18 protein-coding genes are annotated in these 21,338 nt (G+C 35.6%); 7 read left to right on the top strand and 11 right to left on the bottom strand.

Annotated features, from left to right (window positions below; all coding sequences use genetic code 11):
• Positions 1–203: 203 nt before the first annotated feature.
• A complete protein-coding gene (gene uraA, locus BN2144_RS06380) occupies positions 204–1,493 on the top strand; it encodes a uracil permease (protein ID WP_033827441.1) in 1,290 nt (429 codons plus the stop codon).
• Between the two features lie 86 nt (positions 1,494–1,579).
• Here the strand turns inward: uraA and zupT are convergent, their stop codons facing one another.
• The 8 genes from zupT to BN2144_RS06340 all read right to left on the bottom strand — a co-directional run bounded on the left by zupT (position 1,580) and on the right by BN2144_RS06340 (position 9,899).
• A complete protein-coding gene (gene zupT, locus BN2144_RS06375) occupies positions 1,580–2,395 on the bottom strand; it encodes a zinc transporter ZupT (protein ID WP_033827440.1) in 816 nt (271 codons plus the stop codon).
• 541 nt (positions 2,396–2,936) lie between these two features.
• Entirely contained in the window at positions 2,937–3,428 is a 492-nt protein-coding gene (locus tag BN2144_RS06370; protein ID WP_033827439.1) for a PaaI family thioesterase, read from the bottom strand.
• A 115-nt stretch (positions 3,429–3,543) separates the two neighbouring features.
• Positions 3,544–3,831 (bottom strand): hypothetical protein, encoded by a 288-nt coding sequence (locus BN2144_RS06365; protein ID WP_033827438.1) that lies wholly within the window; start codon positions 3,829–3,831, stop codon positions 3,544–3,546.
• Between the two features lie 126 nt (positions 3,832–3,957).
• Positions 3,958–4,899 carry an ABC transporter ATP-binding protein gene (locus tag BN2144_RS06360; protein ID WP_033827437.1) on the bottom strand — a complete coding sequence of 314 codons (942 nt, stop codon included), beginning with the start codon at positions 4,897–4,899 and terminating at the stop codon, positions 3,958–3,960.
• 2 nt (positions 4,900–4,901) lie between these two features.
• On the bottom strand, positions 4,902–5,951 hold the full coding sequence (locus BN2144_RS06355) for an ABC transporter ATP-binding protein (protein ID WP_033827436.1): 1,050 nt from the start codon (positions 5,949–5,951) through the stop codon (positions 4,902–4,904).
• An 18-nt stretch (positions 5,952–5,969) separates the two neighbouring features.
• On the bottom strand, positions 5,970–7,124 hold the full coding sequence (opp3C, locus tag BN2144_RS06350) for an oligopeptide ABC transporter permease (RefSeq protein WP_033827435.1): 1,155 nt from the start codon (positions 7,122–7,124) through the stop codon (positions 5,970–5,972).
• Entirely contained in the window at positions 7,125–8,054 is a 930-nt protein-coding gene (gene opp3b / locus BN2144_RS06345; protein WP_033827434.1) for an oligopeptide ABC transporter permease, read from the bottom strand.
• Positions 8,055–8,207: 153 nt separating this feature from the next.
• Positions 8,208–9,899 (bottom strand): peptide ABC transporter substrate-binding protein, encoded by a 1,692-nt coding sequence (locus BN2144_RS06340; protein ID WP_033827433.1) that lies wholly within the window; start codon positions 9,897–9,899, stop codon positions 8,208–8,210.
• Between the two features lie 345 nt (positions 9,900–10,244).
• Between BN2144_RS06340 and BN2144_RS06335 the strand changes: the two genes are divergently transcribed.
• On the top strand, positions 10,245–10,604 hold the full coding sequence (locus BN2144_RS06335; RefSeq protein WP_033827432.1) for a DUF3899 domain-containing protein: 360 nt from the start codon (positions 10,245–10,247) through the stop codon (positions 10,602–10,604).
• 55 nt (positions 10,605–10,659) lie between these two features.
• Here the strand turns inward: BN2144_RS06335 and BN2144_RS06330 are convergent, their stop codons facing one another.
• Positions 10,660–11,103 (bottom strand): ACT domain-containing protein, encoded by a 444-nt coding sequence (locus tag BN2144_RS06330; protein ID WP_033827431.1) that lies wholly within the window; start codon positions 11,101–11,103, stop codon positions 10,660–10,662.
• A 168-nt stretch (positions 11,104–11,271) separates the two neighbouring features.
• On the opposite strand from BN2144_RS06330, the gene BN2144_RS06325 reads away from it, so the two are divergent.
• Together BN2144_RS06325 and BN2144_RS06320 are read left to right on the top strand one after the other, a co-directional pair.
• Entirely contained in the window at positions 11,272–12,567 is a 1,296-nt protein-coding gene (locus tag BN2144_RS06325) for an MFS transporter (protein WP_033827430.1), read from the top strand.
• A gap of 61 nt (positions 12,568–12,628) precedes the next feature.
• The gene (locus BN2144_RS06320) at positions 12,629–13,618 is read left to right on the top strand and encodes an ornithine cyclodeaminase family protein (protein WP_033827429.1); all 990 of its coding nucleotides are present in this window, start codon (positions 12,629–12,631) and stop codon (positions 13,616–13,618) included.
• Between the two features lie 267 nt (positions 13,619–13,885).
• Here BN2144_RS06320 and BN2144_RS06315 read toward each other — a convergent pair whose 3' ends face one another.
• On the bottom strand, positions 13,886–15,373 hold the full coding sequence (locus BN2144_RS06315) for a catalase (RefSeq protein WP_033827428.1): 1,488 nt from the start codon (positions 15,371–15,373) through the stop codon (positions 13,886–13,888).
• 695 nt (positions 15,374–16,068) lie between these two features.
• Here BN2144_RS06315 and BN2144_RS06310 point away from each other — a divergent pair.
• The 3 genes from BN2144_RS06310 (at position 16,069) to ahpF (ending at position 19,743) form a co-directional block, all read left to right on the top strand.
• Positions 16,069–17,259 carry a coenzyme F420-0:L-glutamate ligase gene (locus BN2144_RS06310; RefSeq protein WP_033827427.1) on the top strand — a complete coding sequence of 397 codons (1,191 nt, stop codon included), beginning with the start codon at positions 16,069–16,071 and terminating at the stop codon, positions 17,257–17,259.
• A gap of 374 nt (positions 17,260–17,633) precedes the next feature.
• On the top strand, positions 17,634–18,197 hold the full coding sequence (gene ahpC / locus BN2144_RS06305; RefSeq protein ID WP_033827426.1) for an alkyl hydroperoxide reductase subunit C: 564 nt from the start codon (positions 17,634–17,636) through the stop codon (positions 18,195–18,197).
• 13 nt (positions 18,198–18,210) lie between these two features.
• Positions 18,211–19,743 carry an alkyl hydroperoxide reductase subunit F gene (gene ahpF / locus BN2144_RS06300; protein WP_033827425.1) on the top strand — a complete coding sequence of 511 codons (1,533 nt, stop codon included), beginning with the start codon at positions 18,211–18,213 and terminating at the stop codon, positions 19,741–19,743.
• A gap of 185 nt (positions 19,744–19,928) precedes the next feature.
• Here the strand turns inward: ahpF and BN2144_RS06295 are convergent, their stop codons facing one another.
• Positions 19,929–21,146 (bottom strand): restriction endonuclease subunit S, encoded by a 1,218-nt coding sequence (locus BN2144_RS06295; RefSeq protein ID WP_050632227.1) that lies wholly within the window; start codon positions 21,144–21,146, stop codon positions 19,929–19,931.
• Positions 21,147–21,338 lie beyond the last annotated feature (192 nt).

Here is a 21,338-nt window from a genome sequence, read left to right as displayed (position 1 = left end):
TAATGTTGTTTGACAAGTGAATGAGTACCTTTAAATTCAGTCCTGTGAGGCTGGCAAGGTTGACGGTGGTAAAATAAAAGAGACGATTATTTCTTTTATTTTGTCGTGATATTTTTAACACCTTGCCTAAATCGGCTTGGTGTTTTTTTTGCCCACATGGATTTGAATGAAAGGCTTCAATTATTTCGGAAAGGGAGTTTCAAATGCAAAAAAATATTATTCAAGTTGATGAAAAACCGCAATTTTGGGAAAGTGTCCCTTTAAGTTTACAGCACTTATTTGCAATGTTCGGTTCAACTGTCCTCGTTCCTGTATTATTCGGTATTGACCCTGGAATCGTTCTTTTAATGAATGGAATTGGAACTTTAATTTATATATTTATTACAAAGGGAAAGATTCCTGCCTACCTCGGGTCAAGTTTCGCCTTTATATCTCCGGTGTTCGTTGTGCTTGATCGTTACAGTGGTGTTGAAGAGGGGTACAGCTACGCATTAGGGGGATTCCTTGCCGTTGGTGTGGTACTTATCATTATTGGATTAATTATTAATGTAGTAGGAACGAATTGGTTAGATATTATTTTCCCACCTGCTGCTATGGGTGCTATTGTCGCGGTAATAGGTCTTGAACTTATACCTGTTGCAGCAGAAATGTCTGGTCTAATTAAACCGGCTGATGCAGCAAATAACTGGACAATGGATCCAAAGGTCGTTATGGTGTCCCTTTTAACTCTAGCTATTACAATCGTTTGCTGGGTTACATTACGTGGTTTCCTAAAAATTATTCCCATCTTAATCGGAATCGTTAGTGGTTATATTATTGCTTACTTTGCAGGTCTTGTTGATTTCACATCTGTTAAAGAAGCATCATTCTTTGCATTACCAACCTTTTATCATATTAAGTTTAATCTTGCAGATATTCTCGCTATTCTCCCAGCAGCACTTGTTTTATTACCTGAACATATTGGTCACACAATGGTGACTGGGAATATCGTTGGGAAGGATTTAACGAAAGATCCAGGACTCGATCGATCATTTCTAGGAAACGGGATATCAACCATTATTTCAAGTTTACTTGGTTCTACACCAAATACAACTTATGGTGAAAATATTGGTGTCTTAGCAATCACAAAAGTATACTCAACATGGGTCATCGGTGGCGCAGCAATCATTGCAATGTTCCTTTCCTTTTTCGGAAAAATTGCTGCAATCATTTCTGCCATTCCAACTGCAGTAATGGGTGGAATTTCACTCTTATTATTTGGAATGATTGCAGTTAGTGGACTACGTACATTAGTTGATGCCCGTGTAAACTATGACAAATCACACAATTTAATCTTAACCTGTGTCGTGTTAGTCGTTGGCCTCAGTGGTGCCACTATTCATATTGGTACAGTACCGTTAAAAGGAATGGGATTAGCTACCATCGTTGCAATTGGCTTGAGTCTATTCTTTAAGTTACTAGATGCGTTGAAACTATCAAACGAAGATCAATAAAGTTTAAGGCAAGCTCTTGTAACTGAGCTTGCCTATTTTTTAATTGGGAATAACGCCATACATTTACTAACGGTTCGTCTTTTATTTTACATAACCAACAGTAAAGATATAGCCATAACGAACATCCCTAAAATTAATCCATAAATGGATGTATGTGCTTCTTCATATTTTTTAGCAGCTGGCAATAATTCATCCAATGATATGAAAACCATGATTCCTGCTACTGCCGCAAAGATAATCCCGAATATTAAATCATTTAAAAACGGCATTAACACTAAGTAGGCGGCTAATGCACCAAGCGGCTCGGAAAGACCTGATAAAAAGGAAAGTTTAAATGCCTTACGTTTACTTCCAGTAGCATAATATACTGGAACAGAAACAGCAATCCCTTCCGGAATGTTGTGAATCGCAATCGCTATCGCTATAGAAATACCCAATGTTGGATCTTTAAGTGCAGAAGCAAAAGTCGCTATACCCTCAGGAAAGTTATGAATTCCTATTGCTAATGCAGCAAATATGCCCATTTTCATTAAATTAGAATCTGTGGCGGGAATCTGTTGTGGTTGCAAATTCATGTCTTCCACTTTTCTTAACTCATGCGGGTTATTTTGTTTCGGAATAAACTTATCAATTAACGCTATTACTAACATGCCAGAAAAAAAGCTTATAACAGTTACCCAATTTCCGATTGGGCTACCTAAGTCTGATACAAGCGCATCTTGAGCTTTAACAAATATTTCAATCATTGAAACATAAATCATGACTCCTGCTGAAAATCCTAATGCTAAAGATAAAAATTTCGTATTTGTACGTGATGTGAAGAAGGCTAATAAACTTCCGATTCCTGTAGCTAAGCCAGCCATTAATGTTAGTCCAAATGCAAATAATACATTCATCTCCATTTTCGTAATCCCCCATCTAAGTAACAATTCTAATGTTTAAGATCGTAACTTCTAATATAATGGCTTTGATATTATAAGATGAAACGTTAAAAAGATGACCATAATTACATTTTATTTTATTTGTATTTATCCTATTAAGTTCCTATACCGAGTATGATTTTTAGAAAAACTAAAATTAATGATCCTATCGATATTGCACGATAAGAATGATTAAAGGTTGTCCCATTTATGTTAACTATAAAAAAACCAGCCAAATCATTGGCTGGTTTTCATTTTAAGTTAGGCCACAATTGCCGTACCTTTATAATGAAGTTTTAAAACCACCACTCTCAACAAGTGGGTGTTTGCAGTGGCTAAATTGCTTGCCCTCCATGTCGTCTAGACAGAGGTATGTCAATTCAATACCACATCTCTTAAACTCCCTATAAATACTTAGGTGAAAAACTTAATTATCTATACGCACAATGTAGCTTATATAAGAATAATAAACTATTCATCTTCAAATAGCAATGGTAAATTAATACCATTTTAGGAAGCGTTATCATTTTGCTCCAAAAGTTTTTGGCATAACTACCGCAATCACTTCCCCTTGTACACAAAGTTCCTCTCCCGCGTACACATTCGTAGTAATTTTCCACTTTTTTGGATGAATCTCTTCAACTTCTCCAAGCGCTTTAAGTAATGTTCCTTGAGGAGTCGGTTTTAAAAAATCGACATGTAATGAACCTGTTACAAATCTCGGTGGCTCTGTACCATCGCCCAGTTGATGCCCATTTTTCTTATGTAAAGCTAGAGAAGCAGATCCAGTACTATGACAATCAATAAAAGATGCGAGTAACCCACCGTACACAAATCCTGGAATAGCGGTATGCTCTTCTTTAGGCTGATAATATGTAATTGTCTTTTCACCAGAAGTAAACCAACCCGTTCGAAAATGATGGCCCATTTCGTTTAATCTCCCACATCCATAACACCAAGCAATATCGTCCCCATAGAAATCTTGTACCGCCTGTTTAACATACTCTTTTTCCATTTAATTCCCCTCCATTTGTAGCATTTATATTCATTTGTTTTATGTAAAATGCAAAAGAATTTATCGTATTCATTTTGTTTTAACTTGATTATTTTTAAATTTTTTAATACATTTTTTATTTCGATATCATCTTTTTACAAGTATGAATAAATGAATTCGGTGAGGTCTTCACATGATATGAGTAAACACCATGATTTGTATGTAAATACAAGAGTCCTCCTCCATTTCCAAAAGGTCTAAACGTAATATCGTGAATGTTTTCTATTGGGAATTGCCGATAGTGAGTCGTAATTCTATCGACATACAAATGCATGTTTCGTTCTTCTTCAATCAATTTCTGTTCATAAAACAAATCAATTTCTCGATGAACTTTATAATAAATCAATGTTGCCAGTGGTTCCATAACATCACCCAATACATAAGAATTATTACAAGTTTATCAATTGTAAAGGCCTTTTACAATGAAGGCTCAATGATAAAAAAGCCGTTTAAAAGAATCTAAAGTGATCTTTCTAAACGGCTTTTTCTGTTATTTATTTTCAAGCTCTTTTTTATATTGTTCGAACTCTCTACTTGTACAACGAACCCAGTGTCTTGGGCGAATTTCCCTGAATTTCGCCTCTTCACTCGTATCTAAAATAGATGGATCATAATGAATTCGTGTACGATTACGTTCGTATTCTGGATCTGGCAAGGGAATAGCAGACAATAAGGATTTTGTATATGGATGAACTGGATGTGAATAAAGCTCATCACTATCTGCTAGTTCCACCATATGACCAAGATGCATAACACCAATTCGGTCACTTATATATTTTACCATGGATAAGTCATGCGCAATAAATAAGTAGGTTAGACCACGCTCTTTTTGTAATTTTTTCAATAAATTAACTACTTGTGCCTGGATGGAAACGTCTAATGCTGAAATTGGCTCATCACAGATAATTAACTCAGGTTCTACAGCTAGAGCACGTGCGATACCAATCCGTTGTCTTTGTCCACCACTAAACTCATGTGGGAATCGAGTTGCATGTTCTTTATTTAGACCAACAGCCTCAAGTAATTCTTCAACACGAGCTCTTCGTTCATTTTCATTTTTAACGAGATGGTGAACATCTAGTCCTTCTGCAATAATATCCAATACAGTCATCCGAGGATTAAGTGATGAGGATGGGTCTTGGAAAATCATTTGCATTTTCCGATTGAATTTTAACTTTTCAGCTTTTGATTTCTTAGCGTGAACATTTTCACCATGGAAAAGAATCTCTCCATCCGTAGCATCATATAGGCGAATAATCGTTTGTCCAGTTGTAGACTTACCACTACCAGACTCACCTACTAATCCGAATGTTTCTCCTTTATAAACATCGAATGAAACATCATCAACAGCTTTAATGACTTTATTTCGACCAACTTGGAAGTATTTTTTTAAATGTTTAACTTCAAGAATTTTTTCTGCTTCGGTTGTCATCTTCATTGTCCCCCTTTCTTACCCGTTTTTGAGAACCCCTCAATTCTTCGTTTTACAGATTCAGGAATTTCAATTTTAGGGGCGTTTTCATGAAGTAACCATGTAGCAGCATAATGTGAATCAGATACTTTAAACATTGGTGGCTCCATTTCTGTATCAATTTCAAGAGCAAATTGATTCCTCGGTGCAAACGCATCCCCTTTTGGTGGGTTTAACATATCCGGTGGTGTCCCTGGAATTGTATAAAGTTCTTCATCATCACTATCTAATGTCGGCATTGAACCAAGTAATCCCCATGTATATGGATGTTTTGGATTATAGAAAATATCATCTACTGTTCCAACTTCAACAATTTTCCCAGCATACATGACAGCTACACGATCAGCAACATTTGCAACAACACCTAAATCATGGGTAATAAAAATAATGGAACAATTTGTTTCCTTTTGTATATCTTTCATTAGTTCTAATATTTGTGCTTGAATTGTTACATCAAGTGCAGTAGTCGGCTCATCTGCAATCAAAATTTTCGGATTACATGCAAGAGCGATGGCAATCACAACCCGTTGGCGCATACCACCAGAAAACTGATGTGGAAATTGATTTACACGAACTTCCGGTTGTGGAATTCCTACTAGATGCAAAAGCTCAATCGCTTTTTTCTTTGCATCGGCACGATTCATTTTTTGATGCTTAATTAAACCTTCCATAATTTGATTTCCGATTTTCATTGTTGGGTTTAATGAAGAAAGAGGGTCTTGGAAAACCATAGAGATCTCTTTTCCTCTTATTCTTTGCATCTCTTTTTCTGATTTTTTTACAAGATCTTCCCCTTGGAAAAGGATTTCCCCGCTTTTAATAATCCCTTGTGGCTTTGGAAGGAGCCCCATTAAAGTTGATGATGTAACCGACTTCCCTGAACCCGATTCACCAACAATCGCTAATGTTTCTCCTTCATTTAAATCAAAGCTAACACCTCGAACAGCTTGTACTTCACCGTTGTAGGTGTTAAATGAAACTCTTAAATCCTTTACTTCTAATAGTTTACTCATTTAATAACACCTACCCTTTTATTTATGCATTTTCGGATCAAATGCGTCACGTAATCCATCACCTAAAATATTAAAAGCAATCATAATAATTGATAATAAAACTGCTGGATAAAATAATAGGAATGGATAGATACGTAAGTTTTGGAAACCGATATTAATTAAAGAACCTAGTGAAGCATCTGGAGGGACAATCCCTAAACCGATAAAGCTTAAGAATGCTTCAAAGAAAACCGCACTTGGAATTGTAAACATTGTATTAACAATGATAATTCCACTAATGTTTGGTAATAAGTGCTTTAAGATAATTTTTCTATTTGGTGTACCTAAAGTTCTTGCTGCCAATACATATTCTTGGTTTTTCAATTTCAGTACTTCCCCACGGACAATCCGTGACATACTTATCCAACCAGTAATCGCTAAGGCAATAACGATTGACGTAATACCTGGGTCTAAGAATAGCATCATTAATAAAATAATAACTAAACTCGGAATACCAACTAATACTTCAACAATCCGTTGCAAAACATTATCGACCTTTCCACCAAGGAATCCAGAAATCCCACCATAAGCGACACCGATAATAAGGTCAAAAAATGCCGCAACAAAAGCAATAATTAATGATACACGTGTGCCTAACCATAGACGCGTCCACTGGTCACGACCTAATTGGTCAGTACCCAACCAGAAATATTGGTCTTTCATTCCTTTTGCTTCATATATATGATAAGTAGCTTGTACTTCTGCTGAATCCTTACTGCCATCGCCTTCACTTATCACTTTAAAATCAATATAGTCCTTATCGTTTTTAAAACGAGCAAGTGCTTTTCTTTTTGCTGCCTCAACGTTCGGGCCCTTATATTCTTCCTTCAAAGTTCCGTCAAAACCAAGCCAAGATACTTTTTCTAATACTGGGGCATGTGGCGGCATTTTTGCACGAGCTAAATCTTGTTCATCATTCCCATATTCATTCATATGTGGTCCAAAGATACTCATTAAAATAATAATAATAAGTAAAATCAAACTAATTACTGCAGGTTTATTCTTAAAAAATGTTCTTCTTGCATCTTGACCGAAAGTTCGACTTGGACGAGATATGAATTCACTCGTATCTTCTTTACGAACTAGAGGTTTAAATAAATCTTTCGGTACGTTATTTAAGTTTTTGTTTTCCATTTATTTACTCCCTCCAGTCACTCTAATTCTCGGATCAATTAATCCATAAAGGAGGTCAATAATTAAGATAATTACGATAAATGCAAAAGCATATAATAACGTCGTCCCCATAATTGTTGGATAATCATTCACCATTACTGATGATACGAACTGTTCACCAATACCAGGGATTGCAAATATCTTTTCAATAACTAGTGAACCTGTCATTAAACCGATTGCCATTGGGCCGATAACGGTAATAAGCGGGATAAGTGCGTTACGGAAACCATGCTTCCAAACACGACCAGCTTGTCCTATCCCTTTCGCCTTCGCTGTCAACATGTAATTAGAACCTAACACTTCAACCATCTCTGTTCTTATAAACCTTGCTGCTGTCGCCATTGGGCCAATCGCCAATGCAATCGTCGGTAAAACCGTATGTCTAAATTCACCCCATAGGGCAACTGGGAACCAGCCTAGTTCAACTGCAAATACATATTGAAGAAGTCCGGCAAATACAAAGGAAGGAATAGAAGTTCCTAATACAGCGATTATTGTTGAGGTATAATCAAGAAAACCATTATGGAATACTGCAGCAACTAGTCCCAATATGATTCCAAAAAACGTCCCAACTATCATTGCTTGGAGACCTATAAGCGCTGACGGCCCTATTCGATCCATCAATATAGTTGTTACAGGTGTGTTGTCAAATTTAAATGAGATTCCTAAATCCCCTTGCACAAGACCTGCCATATAGTGAGCATATTGTACAGGTAGCGGATCGTTCAACCCATATTTTTCCAATACAATTTCTTTTTGTTCTTCACTTAATTTATCTTCCGCACTCAAAGGAGTACCTGGCAACATTTTCATAAGGAAAAATGAAACAGTTGCGATGATAAATAGTGTGATTAACATATATCCTAATCTTCGTAGAATATATCGAGTCATTATGCCACCTCCTAAAGAATTAAAGGGTAAAATAATAATGTTCCCTATTGTTTGAATCTTTTACTTACAAGAGTAAAGAGAGTATATGCCACCTTCCGGACATATACTCTCCTTATTTTAACTCTCAAACTATTATTAGTAAATAGAAATTTATTATTCTTCTGATCCTATAAATGCCCATTTATATTCGTAGTCTGCACCGAACTTATTCGCAATAATACCTTGTGCTTTTGGAGATACGAGTAACGCACGAGAACGTTGGTATACAGGAGCGATTGCAGCATCTTCAAATAATAGTTTTTCTGCTTGTAATAGCGCTTCATAACGTTTGTCTTGATCGTTTGCATAAGTTGTTTGAGCGTCATTTAATAGTTTGTCATATTCTGGGTTAGAATAGCCCATCTTGTTGTTTCCACCATCTGTTACCCATAGGCTTAAGAATGTAAATGGATCTAAGTAATCTGGACCCCAACCTGCAAATTCAATATCGTAATCTTGTGCAGTATCTAAATCAAGTCTTTGTTCGAATGGAACGTTTTTAATTTTAATTTTTAATCCTGGTAGATTTGTTTGCATTTGGTTTGCAATATATTCGTTCATAATTTTTGCACTTTCACCATCATCGCCCAAAAACTCTAGTTCGAGAGAGTCAACGCCTAACTCTTTTAGACCTTGTTCCCAATATTTTTTCGCTTCTTCTACATTATAAGTTACAAGATCACCGTTTGTTTCACGGAAGTCCTTACTTGTAGCAGGTACTTGAACGAAATCTTTTGGTATTAAACCATTTGCTACAATCGAACCGTTGTTAAGAATTTCGTCTACAGCTGCTTGCTTATCAAAAGACATCGAGATGGCTTTACGAATATTTACGTTTGCAAGCGGTGTTTTTTCACCTTTACGCACTTGGTTTAATTTTAAGTAGAATACAGATGTATCCGGAATCGTTGTAAAGTCTTCATGTGTTGAGTAAACATCTACTAAGTCTGAAGTTAAACCTGCACGGTCCACTTCACCCTTTTCATACAAATCAACACCCGCTTGCGGATCTTTTACAACTACAAATGTAATTTTATCTAATTTAACAGAGTCTTTATCCCAATAATTTTCGTTCTTCACAAGTTCCCACTTATCAGAAGTACTTTTCCATTTATTTAATGTAAATGGACCATTGAATAGTAAAGTTTCTGTACTCGTTGCGTATTTATCGCCTTGTTCTTCAACAAACTTTTTGTTTAAAGGCAAGAATGTTCCGAAAGTTGTAAGCGACTCGAAGTATGGTGTAGGGTTTTCAAGCTCTACAACTAATGTATAATCATCTTCTGCCTTTACACCAAGCTCTTCAACTTTAGCTTCTCCTTTATTCACTGCTGTTGCATTTTTAATTACGCCACCCATCATATATGGACCGTACTCTGATCCTGTATCTGGATTAACAGCGCGTTGCCAAGCATAAACAAAGTCATGCGCAGTAACTGGGTCACCATTTGACCATTTTGCATCTTCGCGTAATTTGAATGTCCAAGTTAGCCCGTCATCGGATACTTTATGTTCAATAGCCATCGCTTCTGAAGCTTCCCCATTTTCATCCAGACGGTATAACCCTTCCATTGTTGCTCCTAAAAATTCAAAACCGTATCGGTCTGTTACAACTGATGAATCCATGGACGGAATCGTATCACCATTTAATAGTTTTAATACTTGTTCTGTTTCCTTTTTTGCATTGCTACCAGATTTCCCCTTTTCAGAAGAACCTGAGCTCTCCTTTGATCCTCCACATGCAGCAAGTACTGTGCTTACAAGAAGAAGTACCGCCAGAAGAAGTGACCACTTTCTTTTTTTCATACTTTTGCCCCCTTAATGTTTGTTTTTAATTTTCTGACACCTTGGACTCAATAGGTTTATTGCTTGGTTATTTAGAAGTATACAATTATTTGTTTGTTTTGTAAAGAAGAAAATAAATATATTGCTATAATTTTTAGAATCAGTAGTTTTTATTAATATATTACCATTTTTATAGGTGTTTTAAAGAAAGTTAACATTAACTATTTTATAAATACCTCTATTTCTGTATATCAATAAAGGGTTAACGTTGCAAAGAAGGATAGTGTATAATTATTATTTATATTAATAACGAAAATGTTATAATAATTTAGTGATTGAAAACAAATAATGATAAGGTGAAAAACCATGGCAAATAAATTAAACTTCATTATATTACTTATAAATTTATTAATAATCATATTTCTTACACATAGTCTCTCATTAATTAAACTTATCAATTCTTTCTTCTATATTGGATTTATGTATTTAGTTGGGTTTTTATTTCTATTTACAGTTAAGGGGAGATTTTTTGACGGACTCGTTTATGGATTTCGGCGATTTAATCATGTCATGTTCAAACGAGATGATTACTTAGAGGAGTGGAAGGATAAACCATTACCTTCCGAAAATTTTAATGCAAAAATATATCACGTTTTCAAATGGCAAACAATCATTTTACTTACTGTTCTACTTTTATTGACTGTTATCTTTTATATTTTTGATTAAACGATTCATAGAAAAATTGGGCACCTTTTTACAGATGCCCTTTTTTTATTTCAAATTAACTTTGTCCAACAATAATTACTTTCCTCACACCATCTACCAATTTTAAATCCTCAATAAATTCTGTCGCTGAGGTGATTAGATTACTTGTGTCAATTGAATAGACGACGTTAGCAATACCTTGAAGGGGAATACTTTGATTTATTGTTAAAATATTCCCCTTCTTATTCGCAACAAACTTTAAAACTTCTGATAAGATTCCCGGACGATGTTCGAGAATAAGTGAAATGGTAATAATTTTTTGATATGTTGCCGCATTAAATGGGAAGATTTTATCTTTATATTTATAAAAGGCACTTCGACTTAAATTTACTCTTTCTACTGCTTCATTAATTGTATTTACTTCACCTGTTTCAATTAACTTTTTGGCCTCAACCGTTTTATAAATCGCCTCTGGTAATACATCAGCTCGAATTAAATAAAATTCTTCTTTATGATCCATTATAAACTCTCCATTTTTTATACTACTATACGACTGTTATTATAAGAGAATTTTCGTTTCGTTACAAATGACAAAATAACTTATAAAACTACAGTGTGTTTGATTGATTATTCTAATTATTTACTATAATATAAAATTATTAAGCTATGATTATGGAGGGGTGAGTAAATGAATAACCAAGTATCAAAAAAGGTTTTAGTTGCCAGTCTTGTTGGTAGTTCCATTGAGTGGTTCGATTATTTTCTTTATGGTACGATTGCAGGTTTAGTGTTTAACCAACTCTTCTTTCCAAATGAAGATCCCGCCATTGGACTTATCTTATCTTACGCAACATTTGCTTTATCTTTTTTTATACGTCCTTTAGGTGGAATTATTTTTAGTCATATTGGTGATAAGATTGGACGTAAGAAAACATTAGTCCTAACATTAAGTTTAATGGGGATTGCAACTGCAGGTATGGGTTTATTGCCAACTTATGAAACAATCGGGATATGGGCACCTATTTTACTTATTACATTAAGACTCATCCAAGGGATTGGACTTGGTGGTGAGTGGGGTGGCGCTCTACTTCTAGCCTATGAATATGCACCAGCCGGAAAAAGAGGGCTTTTTGGCAGTATTCCTCAAATGGGGGTAACAATTGGGCTATTGCTCGGGACGTTGGTTATGTCCTTAATGACATTAATGCCAAATGATTTATTTTTAAGTTGGGGTTGGAGAATTCCGTTTTTACTTAGTGCTATATTAGTTGTTTTTGGTTTATGGGTACGAAAAGGAATTGACGAAACACCTGAGTTTAAACAAGTAAAAGAAAAAGGGGAAGTTGCAAAGGTACCTTTATTCGAAACACTTCGTACTCATTGGAAGGAAGTTTTCATTGCTATTGGTGGAAAAGTTGTCGAAACAGCTCCATTCTATATCTTTGGTACATTTATTGTTAGTTTCGCAACGAATAATTTAGGGTTTCAAAGTACAAAGGCATTAAATGCTGTAACAATCGCAACAATTATTACAACTATTTTAATACCGATTATGGGGAGCTTGTCGGATAAATTTGGGCGTAAACGTCTTTATGTTATCGGGACTGTATTCATGATTCTTTACGCATTTCCGTATTTCTGGATACTTGAGCTTCGTACAAACGTCGCACTAACTGTCGCAACGATTATTGGTCTAGGAATTATTTGGTCACCAATTACCGCTGTCTTAGGTACAATGTTTTCGGAAATTTTTAAATCCAATGTGCGTTATACAGGTGTCTCCTTAGGCTACCAAATCGGGGCAGCTGTTGCAGGTGGTACGGCACCGTTAATTGCAACCGCTTTACTAACGACTTTTAACAATTCTTACGTTCCAGTAGCCATTTATATTATGTTTACAGCATTCATTTCACTAATTAGCGTTATGTTCGTTCGTGAAAAGAAACAACAAGTGACAAGTACGTCAGAACAAATAAAGCTATAATGAGGATGAATATTCTTCTCCATTACAAAAAATGAGTGATACACAGAAGGGTTTGTTTGAAATGTTACTATTATCAGAAAGCGATATAAAAGATTTATATACGATGGAACTAGCGATATCCGATTTGGAAATTGCACAATCCGAGTATTTGAACGGACGCGTTGCGAATCCTCATCGGACTGTGATTGACTTTCCGAGCGAGAATGCATCAGCTCTTTATATGCCGAGCGCTATGGAGAATGCAGGGGTCACTGGTGTAAAAGTAGTGACAATTTTCCCTAACAATCCTTTACAAGGGAAAAAGACAACTCAAGGTGTCCTATTACTAAGCGATGCAAAGACAGGAGACCATCTTGCTTGTATGAATGCTTCTTACTTAACCCGATTACGTACTGGAGCAATTAGCGGGATAGCTACAAAATATATGGCGCGGGAAAATGCTGAGCATGTTGCTGTTATTGGCTGTGGAGCAATGGCTGTGGAACAACTTGAAGCCGTCCTTACTGTAAGAAAGATTAAAAAGATTTACTTATATAATAGAACAAAAAATAAAGCTTTTCTCTTTGCAAAAAATATAAAGAATAGACATCCGTTATTTCCCGGGGAAATATTTGTCGTAGACCATCCTGATGAAGCAGTGGGGGATGCTGATATTATTATATGTGCAACAAGATCTGAAACTCCTGTATTTTCCGGTGATTCTTTAAAGGCTGGTACTCATATTAATGGGGTAGGCTCCTATCTTCCTCATATGCAAGAAGTTGATGAAACTACGATTTTAAAATCAAATAAAATTGTTGTTGATACGTTATCTGGTGTAAAAGAAGAAGCAGGCGAATTCATTACTCTTGCAAATAAAGGAATATGGAGTTTTGACCTCATTCATGGAGAATTAGCTCAACTTGTTGAGAATAAAATTTCTGGTCGTGAAGATGATGATGAAATTACCTTTTTTAAATCTGTCGGTACCGCCTATTTTGACTTAGCAGTTGCATATGCCGTATATAAGCAGGCCATTCAAAAAGGAGTAGGTGTGGAATTTAATCTATAAACTCGTTTTCCATTTATAAAGGGCAGTTTCCATGAGTGAAATGGAAATGTCCTTTTTTTCAAGCTATGTTCTCAAAGATTTTATGTTTTGAAGGGGAAAATTCACTGTCATTCAAGCAAGGTGGTAACTCATATTTAAGATTGAGGATAATAGAAAAAGGAACGATCCAAGAGGTTATTAACAGCTGTTGTCCTATATCATGGGTTTTGAAAGATGAAAAAAGGCATCTAGAAGTCGAAAATCCCACTATCTAGATGCCTTTAGTTATTATTTTCCTGCTACGGCGGCCTCAACTTCGCTTAATGGAATACCTAGTGCTCTAGCTACACCTTCACCATACGCTGGGTCAGCTTTATAGCAGTTTGTAATATGACGTAATTGAACTTCTTTTGTTGTTCCTTCCATATTTCTTGCTGTATTACAAAACAGTCTTTGTTGTTCGTCAGCAGTCATTAGTCGGAACAATTTACCTGGTTGTTCATAGTAAAGATCGTCATCTTCACGGAAGTTGTGATAATCTGCAGTACCGAAAATATCTAATTCAGGTTCTTGATGTTCTTTACTATCTTGCCATTCACCATAGCTATTTGGACTATACGAAATCCCATTACCTTGAACAGTATTCATTATTCTCATCGCTCCATCACGATGGTAAGGGTTAAAGTTCTTCGCATTTTTCGGATAGTTAACTGGAATTTGCCAATGGTTAACACCTAAACGGTAGCGTTGGGCATCACCGTAAGAGAATAGACGGCCTTGCAACATTTTATCAGGTGAGAAACCAATTCCAGGCACAATATTTGTTGGAGCAAAAGCAGCTTGTTCTACTTCCGCAAAGTAGTTCTCTGGATTGCGATTTAATTCCACAACACCAACTTCAATTAGAGGGAAGTCCTTTTTATACCAAACTTTTGTCAAATCAAATGGATTATATGGTAATTGTCTTGCTTCCTCTTCAGTCATCACTTGAATATACATTGTCCAACGCGGATAATCCCCACGTTCAATCGCTTCATATAAATCTCTTTGATGGCTCTCGCGGTCTTTACCAATTAATGCTTCTGCCTCTTGATCTGTTAAGTTTTTAATACCTTGTTGTGTTTTGAAATGGAATTTAACCCATACACGCTCATTGTTTGCATTAAACATACTGTATGCGTGGCTTCCAAACATATGCATATTACGATAACTCGCAGGGATACCACGGTCACTCATAACGATTGTTACTTGGTGAAGTGCTTCTGGGAGTGATGACCAGAAATCCCAGTTTGATTGAGCATTATGCATATTCGTACGAGGGTCGCGTTTTACAACATGGTTTAAATCTGGGAATCTCTTAGGATCTCTCATAAAGAATACAGGTGTGTTATTTCCTACAAGGTCCCAGTTCCCCTCTTCTGTATAAAACTTCATTGCCGTACCACGGATGTCGCGCTCAGCATCAGCAGCTCCACGTTCACCCGCTACTGTAGAAAAGCGAATAAACATATCCGTCTTTTTCCCAACTTCAGAAAAAAGTTTTGCCTTTGTATACTTTGTAATATCGTTCGTTACAGTAAATGTCCCATAAGCACCGGAGCCTTTTGCATGCATACGGCGTTCAGGAATTACTTCTCGATCGAAATGAGCAAGTTTTTCAATAAACCAGTAGTCTTCCATTAATAAAGGACCACGTGGGCCAGCTGTTTTTGAATCATCATCATTTGGCACTGGAGCACCGAACGCTGTAGTCATTCTTTTCTTTTCATCACTCATTTATATGTACCTCCTAAAATCGCATTTTATCGTCAACCACATTAACAATTTTATAATATCATAGTTATTATAACTTTACAATTAATATAACTTAAAAATATATTAATTTTACTTTCTAATATAAAAAACCCTTCAACCATACGCGTAACACCAATATATAAGCGGAGTTAACGTTGATTATGATTAAAACCGTGTCCAATATAAGAACCTAAATTATTCTCAATTACTATATATTAATGATAATTTTTAGCCATCTCAAAAGGAACTATTGAAAACAAAATGGTTTATTGACAATCCTCTCTAACTTGCTTATCTTTATCTTGTCTTGCTTATTAACAATTCCAATTGTTTTATATGGTAAAGCCCGTCATGCAAACAATCTTTCCATCATGCCTATAAGTAGAATTCGCTGAAAGAAAGATAGTTTTAATGCTAGCGAAGCCTTCCTTGTGCACTTATGCATAAAAGGAAGTAGAAATCAAAAAATTGTACTCTCCTATTAACCAAGTTGAAGGATTAGTATAGTCTTAATTTCATTTATATGATAATTTTATCGATTATGTCATAAATTGCCGATTCTTTGTTATAATAAATAAGGAAAATGTGAATTTGATTCCACTTTAAATAGAGAGCTAACTATTGGCTCTTTTATTCATTTGAGAATTGTTTACTAAATAACGCTAGGAGAGATGAACTTGGAAAGAGTAGTTGGAACTGTTGTTAGAGGACTGCGGTGCCCAATCATTAAACAAGGTGACAATATAGAAGAAATTGTTGTTCATAGTGTATTAGATGCTGCTGAAAAAGAAGGGTTTCAAGTTCAAGACAAAGACATCGTTACCGTTACAGAGTCCGTTGTTGCCCGCGCCCAAGGAAATTATGCTACTACGAATGATATTGCACATGATATTCGTAAAAAGTTTGGAGAAGAAACAATTGGTGTCATCTTCCCGATTTTAAGTCGAAACCGTTTTGCCGTCGTTTTAAGGGGCATTGCAAAAGGTGCGAAGAAAATTATTCTTATGCTTAGTTATCCATCAGATGAAGTGGGGAACCATCTAGTTGACATTGATGTACTCGATGAAAAGGGAGTGAATCCTTGGACAGATGTGCTAACGGAAGAACAATTTAGAACTTATTTTGGCCATAACCCACATCCATTCACTGGTATTGACTACATTGATTATTATAAGAATATAATAGAAGAAACTGGTGCAAAATGTGAAGTCATTTTCTCTAACAATCCAAAAACAATTTTAGACTATACAAAAAATATACTTACATGTGATATACATACACGTTTACGAACAAAGAAAATATTAAAAGCAAATGGTGCCGAAAACGTTTTTAGCCTTGATGATATTTTAAATGAGTCAATAAATGGTAGTGGATTTAATGAAGATTTTGGCTTACTTGGTTCGAACAAATCAACTGAAGATACGATTAAATTGTTTCCACGGAATTGCCAACCAGTCGTAAACAAGATTCAGGAGCTTTTAAACGAGAAGACTGGTAAACAAGTTGAGGTAATGATTTATGGAGACGGAGCATTTAAAGATCCGGTTGGGAAAATTTGGGAATTGGCAGACCCAGTCGTTTCTCCTGCTTATACAACTGGCCTCGAGGGAACACCGAATGAAGTTAAATTAAAATACCTTGCTGATAATAACTTTGCACATTTAGAGGGAGAAGAATTGAAAAGAGCCATTTCTGATTATATCTCTCATAAAGATGAAGATTTAGTCGGTGCCATGGAATCGCAAGGCACAACACCTAGAAGACTAACAGACCTAATTGGTTCTCTATCAGATTTAACTTCAGGTAGTGGTGATAAAGGAACACCAATCATTTATATTCAAGGGTACTTCGATAATTACACAAAATAATGATATATTCTTTTTTCAAATGGGCATTCTATTATTCGTAGTAGAATGTCTTTTTATTTAGAGAGCTTACAATGCATAAAATTTAACATTCATATTCGGATATTGTACAATTATTATTAAGAGAATTGATAGAGTTGTCTATTTTACTCGTTAAACAATTATGATTCTATCCGTTTCTCAATTATATTATTGCTCACCTCTGTACAAAATGTTAAAGATATGTGAATAAGCCTTGTTTTATTTGACAAAGATATTTAGTACTATATAATAATAATTGTAATAAAGAAATTGATATAATCAAAAAGAAACACAAGCTATACAATTTATTCTGTTATCTACTATTTATTAAAATATATTTTAGGAGGAATTACATCATGTCACTAGTAGGAAAAGAAGTTCTACCATTTAATGCACAAGCTTACAAAAACGGAGAATTCATTAATGTTTCTGAACAAGATTTGAAAGGTCATTGGAGTGTTGTTTGCTTCTATCCAGCAGACTTTACATTTGTTTGTCCAACAGAACTTGAAGATTTACAAGAACAATATCCAAAATTACAAGAACTTGGTGTAGAAGTATTCTCAGTTTCTACTGATACTCACTTTACGCATAAAGCATGGCATGATCATTCAGATGCGATTAGCAAAATTACATACGCAATGATTGGAGACCCTTCTCACGTAATTTCTCGCAACTTTGAAGTTCTTGATGAAGAACAAGGCCTTGCTCAACGCGGAACTTTCATTATCGATCCAGATGGGGTAATTCAAGCCGTAGAAATTAATGCAGACGGAATTGGCCGCGATGCTAGCCAACTAATTGATAAAATTAAAGCAGCACAATATGTTCGTACACATCCAGGTGAAGTTTGTCCAGCTAAATGGAAAGAAACTGGGGAAACATTAAAACCTAGCCTTGATCTTGTAGGTAAAATTTAAGGAGTGCTTATAAATGATACTAGATGCAGATATTAAGGCACAATTAAATCAATATCTTCAGTTAATGGAGAATGATATTTTAATTAAAGTAAGTGCAGGTTCTGATAAAGTATCAGGTGATATGCTAGCTCTTGTTGATGAGCTAGCTACTATGTCACCTAAAATTAAAGTGGAACATGCAAGCTTACAAAGAACACCTAGCTTTAGTGTAAATCGTATCGGGGAAGATACTGGCGTTGTCTTTGCTGGTATTCCATTAGGACACGAATTTACATCATTTGTTTTAGCCTTATTACAAGTAAGTGGAAGGCCTCCAAAAGTAGATCAAGCAGTCATTGATCAAGTGAAAAGTTTAACAGGTGAATACCATTTTGAAACTTTCGTTAGTCTCACTTGCCATAATTGTCCAGACGTTGTTCAAGCCCTAAATGTAATGAGTGTACTCAATCCAAATATTACTCACACAATGATTGATGGTGCCGCATTTAAAGAAGAAGCTGAAAGCAGAAATATTTTGGCGGTCCCAACTGTCTTCTTAAATGGTGAGGAATTTGGCAGTGGCCGTATGTCACTAGAAGAAATTCTTGCAAAATTGGGGAAAACTAGTGATCCGTCCGAGTTTTCAAATAAAGAACCGTTTGACGTTCTTGTTGTCGGTGGTGGCCCAGCTGGTGCAAGCGCAGCAATCTATGCAGCACGTAAAGGGATTCGTACAGGAATAGTTGCTGAACGTTTCGGTGGACAAATTATGGATACAAAAGGGATTGAAAACTTCATTAGTGTGAAGTATACAGAAGGTCCACAACTTGCAGCCAGCCTTGAAGAACATGTAAAAGAATACCCTGTTGATATTATGAATTTACAACGAGCAAAACGATTAGAAAAGAAAGATAACCTCGTTGAAGTTGAATTAGAAAATGGTGGCGTATTAAAGAGCAAAACTGTTATTCTATCAACTGGTGCTCGTTGGCGTAATGTCGGTGTTCCAGGTGAAGAAGAGTTTAAAACAAAAGGTGTAGCGTATTGTCCACATTGTGATGGACCGTTATTTGCAGGTAAAGATGTAGCTGTTATTGGTGGCGGTAACTCAGGTATTGAAGCGGCTATTGACCTTGCTGGAGTTGTAAAACATGTGACCGTTATTGAATTTGCTCCAGAATTGAAAGCAGATTCCGTACTACAAGATCGTTTATATAGTCTTCCAAATGTGACCGTTATAAAAAATGCTCAAACGAAAGAAATTACTGGTACAGATAAAGTAAACGGACTAACTTATATTGACCGTGAAACTGGTGAAGAGCATCATATCGAATTGGCTGGTGTGTTTGTTCAAATCGGTCTTGTTCCTAATACTGAATGGTTAGAAGGAACCCTTGAACGGACAAGAATGGGTGAAATTATTGTTGATGAACACGGTGCAACAAGTATTCCAGGTGTTTTTGCAGCTGGTGACTGTACAAACAGTGCTTACAAACAAATTATCATCTCCATGGGGTCCGGAGCTACTGCTGCACTAGGTGCGTTTGACTACTTAATTCGAAATTAATTACTCATTTTGATTTTAATAAATGGTTATAAAAACGGGGCCGTTCAGAAAGTCGTATTTTTTATTTCTGGATGCCCCCTTTTCATGTTTCAAAACCTTGATATAACATCTTACTTGACTATCACATTTTTTGGGATATCGCCTTTTCGGACAACCCCGGTTTTTTTCTATTAACTTATTTATTTTCATACGGACACGTTCACTTTTCCTGTTAATAGTAATTGCATTAACCCTTCCTTTTGCTGTTTTACTTGCAACAATTCTTCTTCTAATAGATTTAATTCATTATCTGCTGTTTCAAGTAGATGAACAATTGCAGTCTGTTCCTTTTCGTCTGAAGGAATAAAGAGCCTTAACTGCTTCATCATCGCTTCAGATATTTCCTTTTGTCCCGTTCCTCCGATAAGAAGTTCTATTCTTTTATAAAAGTTAGGGTTAGACATATAGTAATAATAAAACTTCAAATTACCTTTTATACCATGTACACTACTAATTGCATTGGAAGCAACATAATTGACCATTCCTTCTGGGACCATACCCATGCCTCCGTTGTGGAAATTTTGCCTTCCTATGAGTAACTCGCCAGGATCCCTTATATAATATGGTCGACCCTTTACTGTAATATTTGGTTTTTTATCCGTAGCCTCTATACCTTTTAAATATAGCTTCACTGTTAATAAATAATAATTATACGGATCCTTCACTGGCCTTTTCTTCAAAAAACTCATTACGTCTCTAAATTTAACTTTTATCCATTCATTTTGAAAACCTGGTAACCTTACTTTCCCAGATAACAATCGCTCCATTAATCCACGTTTTACTTTCCTTTTTTCTTCTAGCATTCTTTCTTTGTAATCAATTGCCTTATCCCAAGTAGCTAGAATCGCAGCTATCTTCCGCTGTTCATTTATAGGTGGTTTTGGAATTAAGAGCGGTTGTATATGCTTGTTGTTAAGTTGAGGAATTGTCGATGTATCCGCAATTTTATATAGCCCTTTATTTAGTAAAAAGTAGTATAGAAATTCTCTATCAAATTGTTCTTCATCGACTTTAACACCCATGATATTTGTGTCAAAGTAACTATCCTCTGTTAATATGCGGATTTTATTTGTTAAAATTGCTGCCCCACGTTTCGGGAAAATTAAGCTTCCTTTTGGTACAACTTTCTTTATGTTTTGATTCGCGATGTTTAATTTACTGTCTACCATATATTTTGCTGAACGATTTAAATCATCTACTTTAAAATAGGGAATTCCATTTTCATTAAATTGTAAATTAGAAGGGCTGTCTCCACTATAAATCGTCATATAATTGCCTAGTTTGACAACTTCCCAATGGTTCGGTAGAGAGTCTAGTGAGGTCGCCTTCATTTGTAATCCTTTATTTATCTTGTCTATTGTCAAATCCTTCACTCCACCTATAAAAAAGTACAGCCAAGCTATAAATCATTCGGACTGTCTTTGTGAAATTTCTATTAGTAACTTTTTATATGTCGTAGGCTTTAATCAACGGACTCACAACTCAAACCTCGTTTCTCCATGCATAAATGATGAAGGATAACCTCATAAACCCATCATCGTCACTTCCTTTACTTG

The sequence above is a fragment of the Bacillus andreraoultii genome (assembly GCF_001244735.1).
Classification (GTDB): Bacteria; Bacillota; Bacilli; order Bacillales; family Caldibacillaceae; genus Caldifermentibacillus; species Caldifermentibacillus andreraoultii.
This window is presented reverse-complemented; position numbering and strand designations above follow the sequence as displayed.

Coding starts and splice junctions, on each gene's coding strand:
- uraA (WP_033827441.1), top strand. CDS start 204: ATGCAAAAAAATATTATTCAAGTTGATGAAAAACCGCAATTTTGGGAA.
- zupT (WP_033827440.1), bottom strand. CDS start 2,395: ATGGAGATGAATGTATTATTTGCATTTGGACTAACATTAATGGCTGGC.
- BN2144_RS06370 (WP_033827439.1), bottom strand. CDS start 3,428: ATGGAAAAAGAGTATGTTAAACAGGCGGTACAAGATTTCTATGGGGAC.
- BN2144_RS06365 (WP_033827438.1), bottom strand. CDS start 3,831: ATGGAACCACTGGCAACATTGATTTATTATAAAGTTCATCGAGAAATT.
- BN2144_RS06360 (WP_033827437.1), bottom strand. CDS start 4,899: ATGACAACCGAAGCAGAAAAAATTCTTGAAGTTAAACATTTAAAAAAA.
- BN2144_RS06355 (WP_033827436.1), bottom strand. CDS start 5,951: ATGAGTAAACTATTAGAAGTAAAGGATTTAAGAGTTTCATTTAACACC.
- opp3C (WP_033827435.1), bottom strand. CDS start 7,124: ATGGAAAACAAAAACTTAAATAACGTACCGAAAGATTTATTTAAACCT.
- opp3b (WP_033827434.1), bottom strand. CDS start 8,054: ATGACTCGATATATTCTACGAAGATTAGGATATATGTTAATCACACTA.
- BN2144_RS06340 (WP_033827433.1), bottom strand. CDS start 9,899: ATGAAAAAAAGAAAGTGGTCACTTCTTCTGGCGGTACTTCTTCTTGTA.
- BN2144_RS06335 (WP_033827432.1), top strand. CDS start 10,245: ATGGCAAATAAATTAAACTTCATTATATTACTTATAAATTTATTAATA.
- BN2144_RS06330 (WP_033827431.1), bottom strand. CDS start 11,103: ATGGATCATAAAGAAGAATTTTATTTAATTCGAGCTGATGTATTACCA.
- BN2144_RS06325 (WP_033827430.1), top strand. CDS start 11,272: ATGAATAACCAAGTATCAAAAAAGGTTTTAGTTGCCAGTCTTGTTGGT.
- BN2144_RS06320 (WP_033827429.1), top strand. CDS start 12,629: ATGTTACTATTATCAGAAAGCGATATAAAAGATTTATATACGATGGAA.
- BN2144_RS06315 (WP_033827428.1), bottom strand. CDS start 15,373: ATGAGTGATGAAAAGAAAAGAATGACTACAGCGTTCGGTGCTCCAGTG.
- ahpC (WP_033827426.1), top strand. CDS start 17,634: ATGTCACTAGTAGGAAAAGAAGTTCTACCATTTAATGCACAAGCTTAC.
- ahpF (WP_033827425.1), top strand. CDS start 18,211: ATGATACTAGATGCAGATATTAAGGCACAATTAAATCAATATCTTCAG.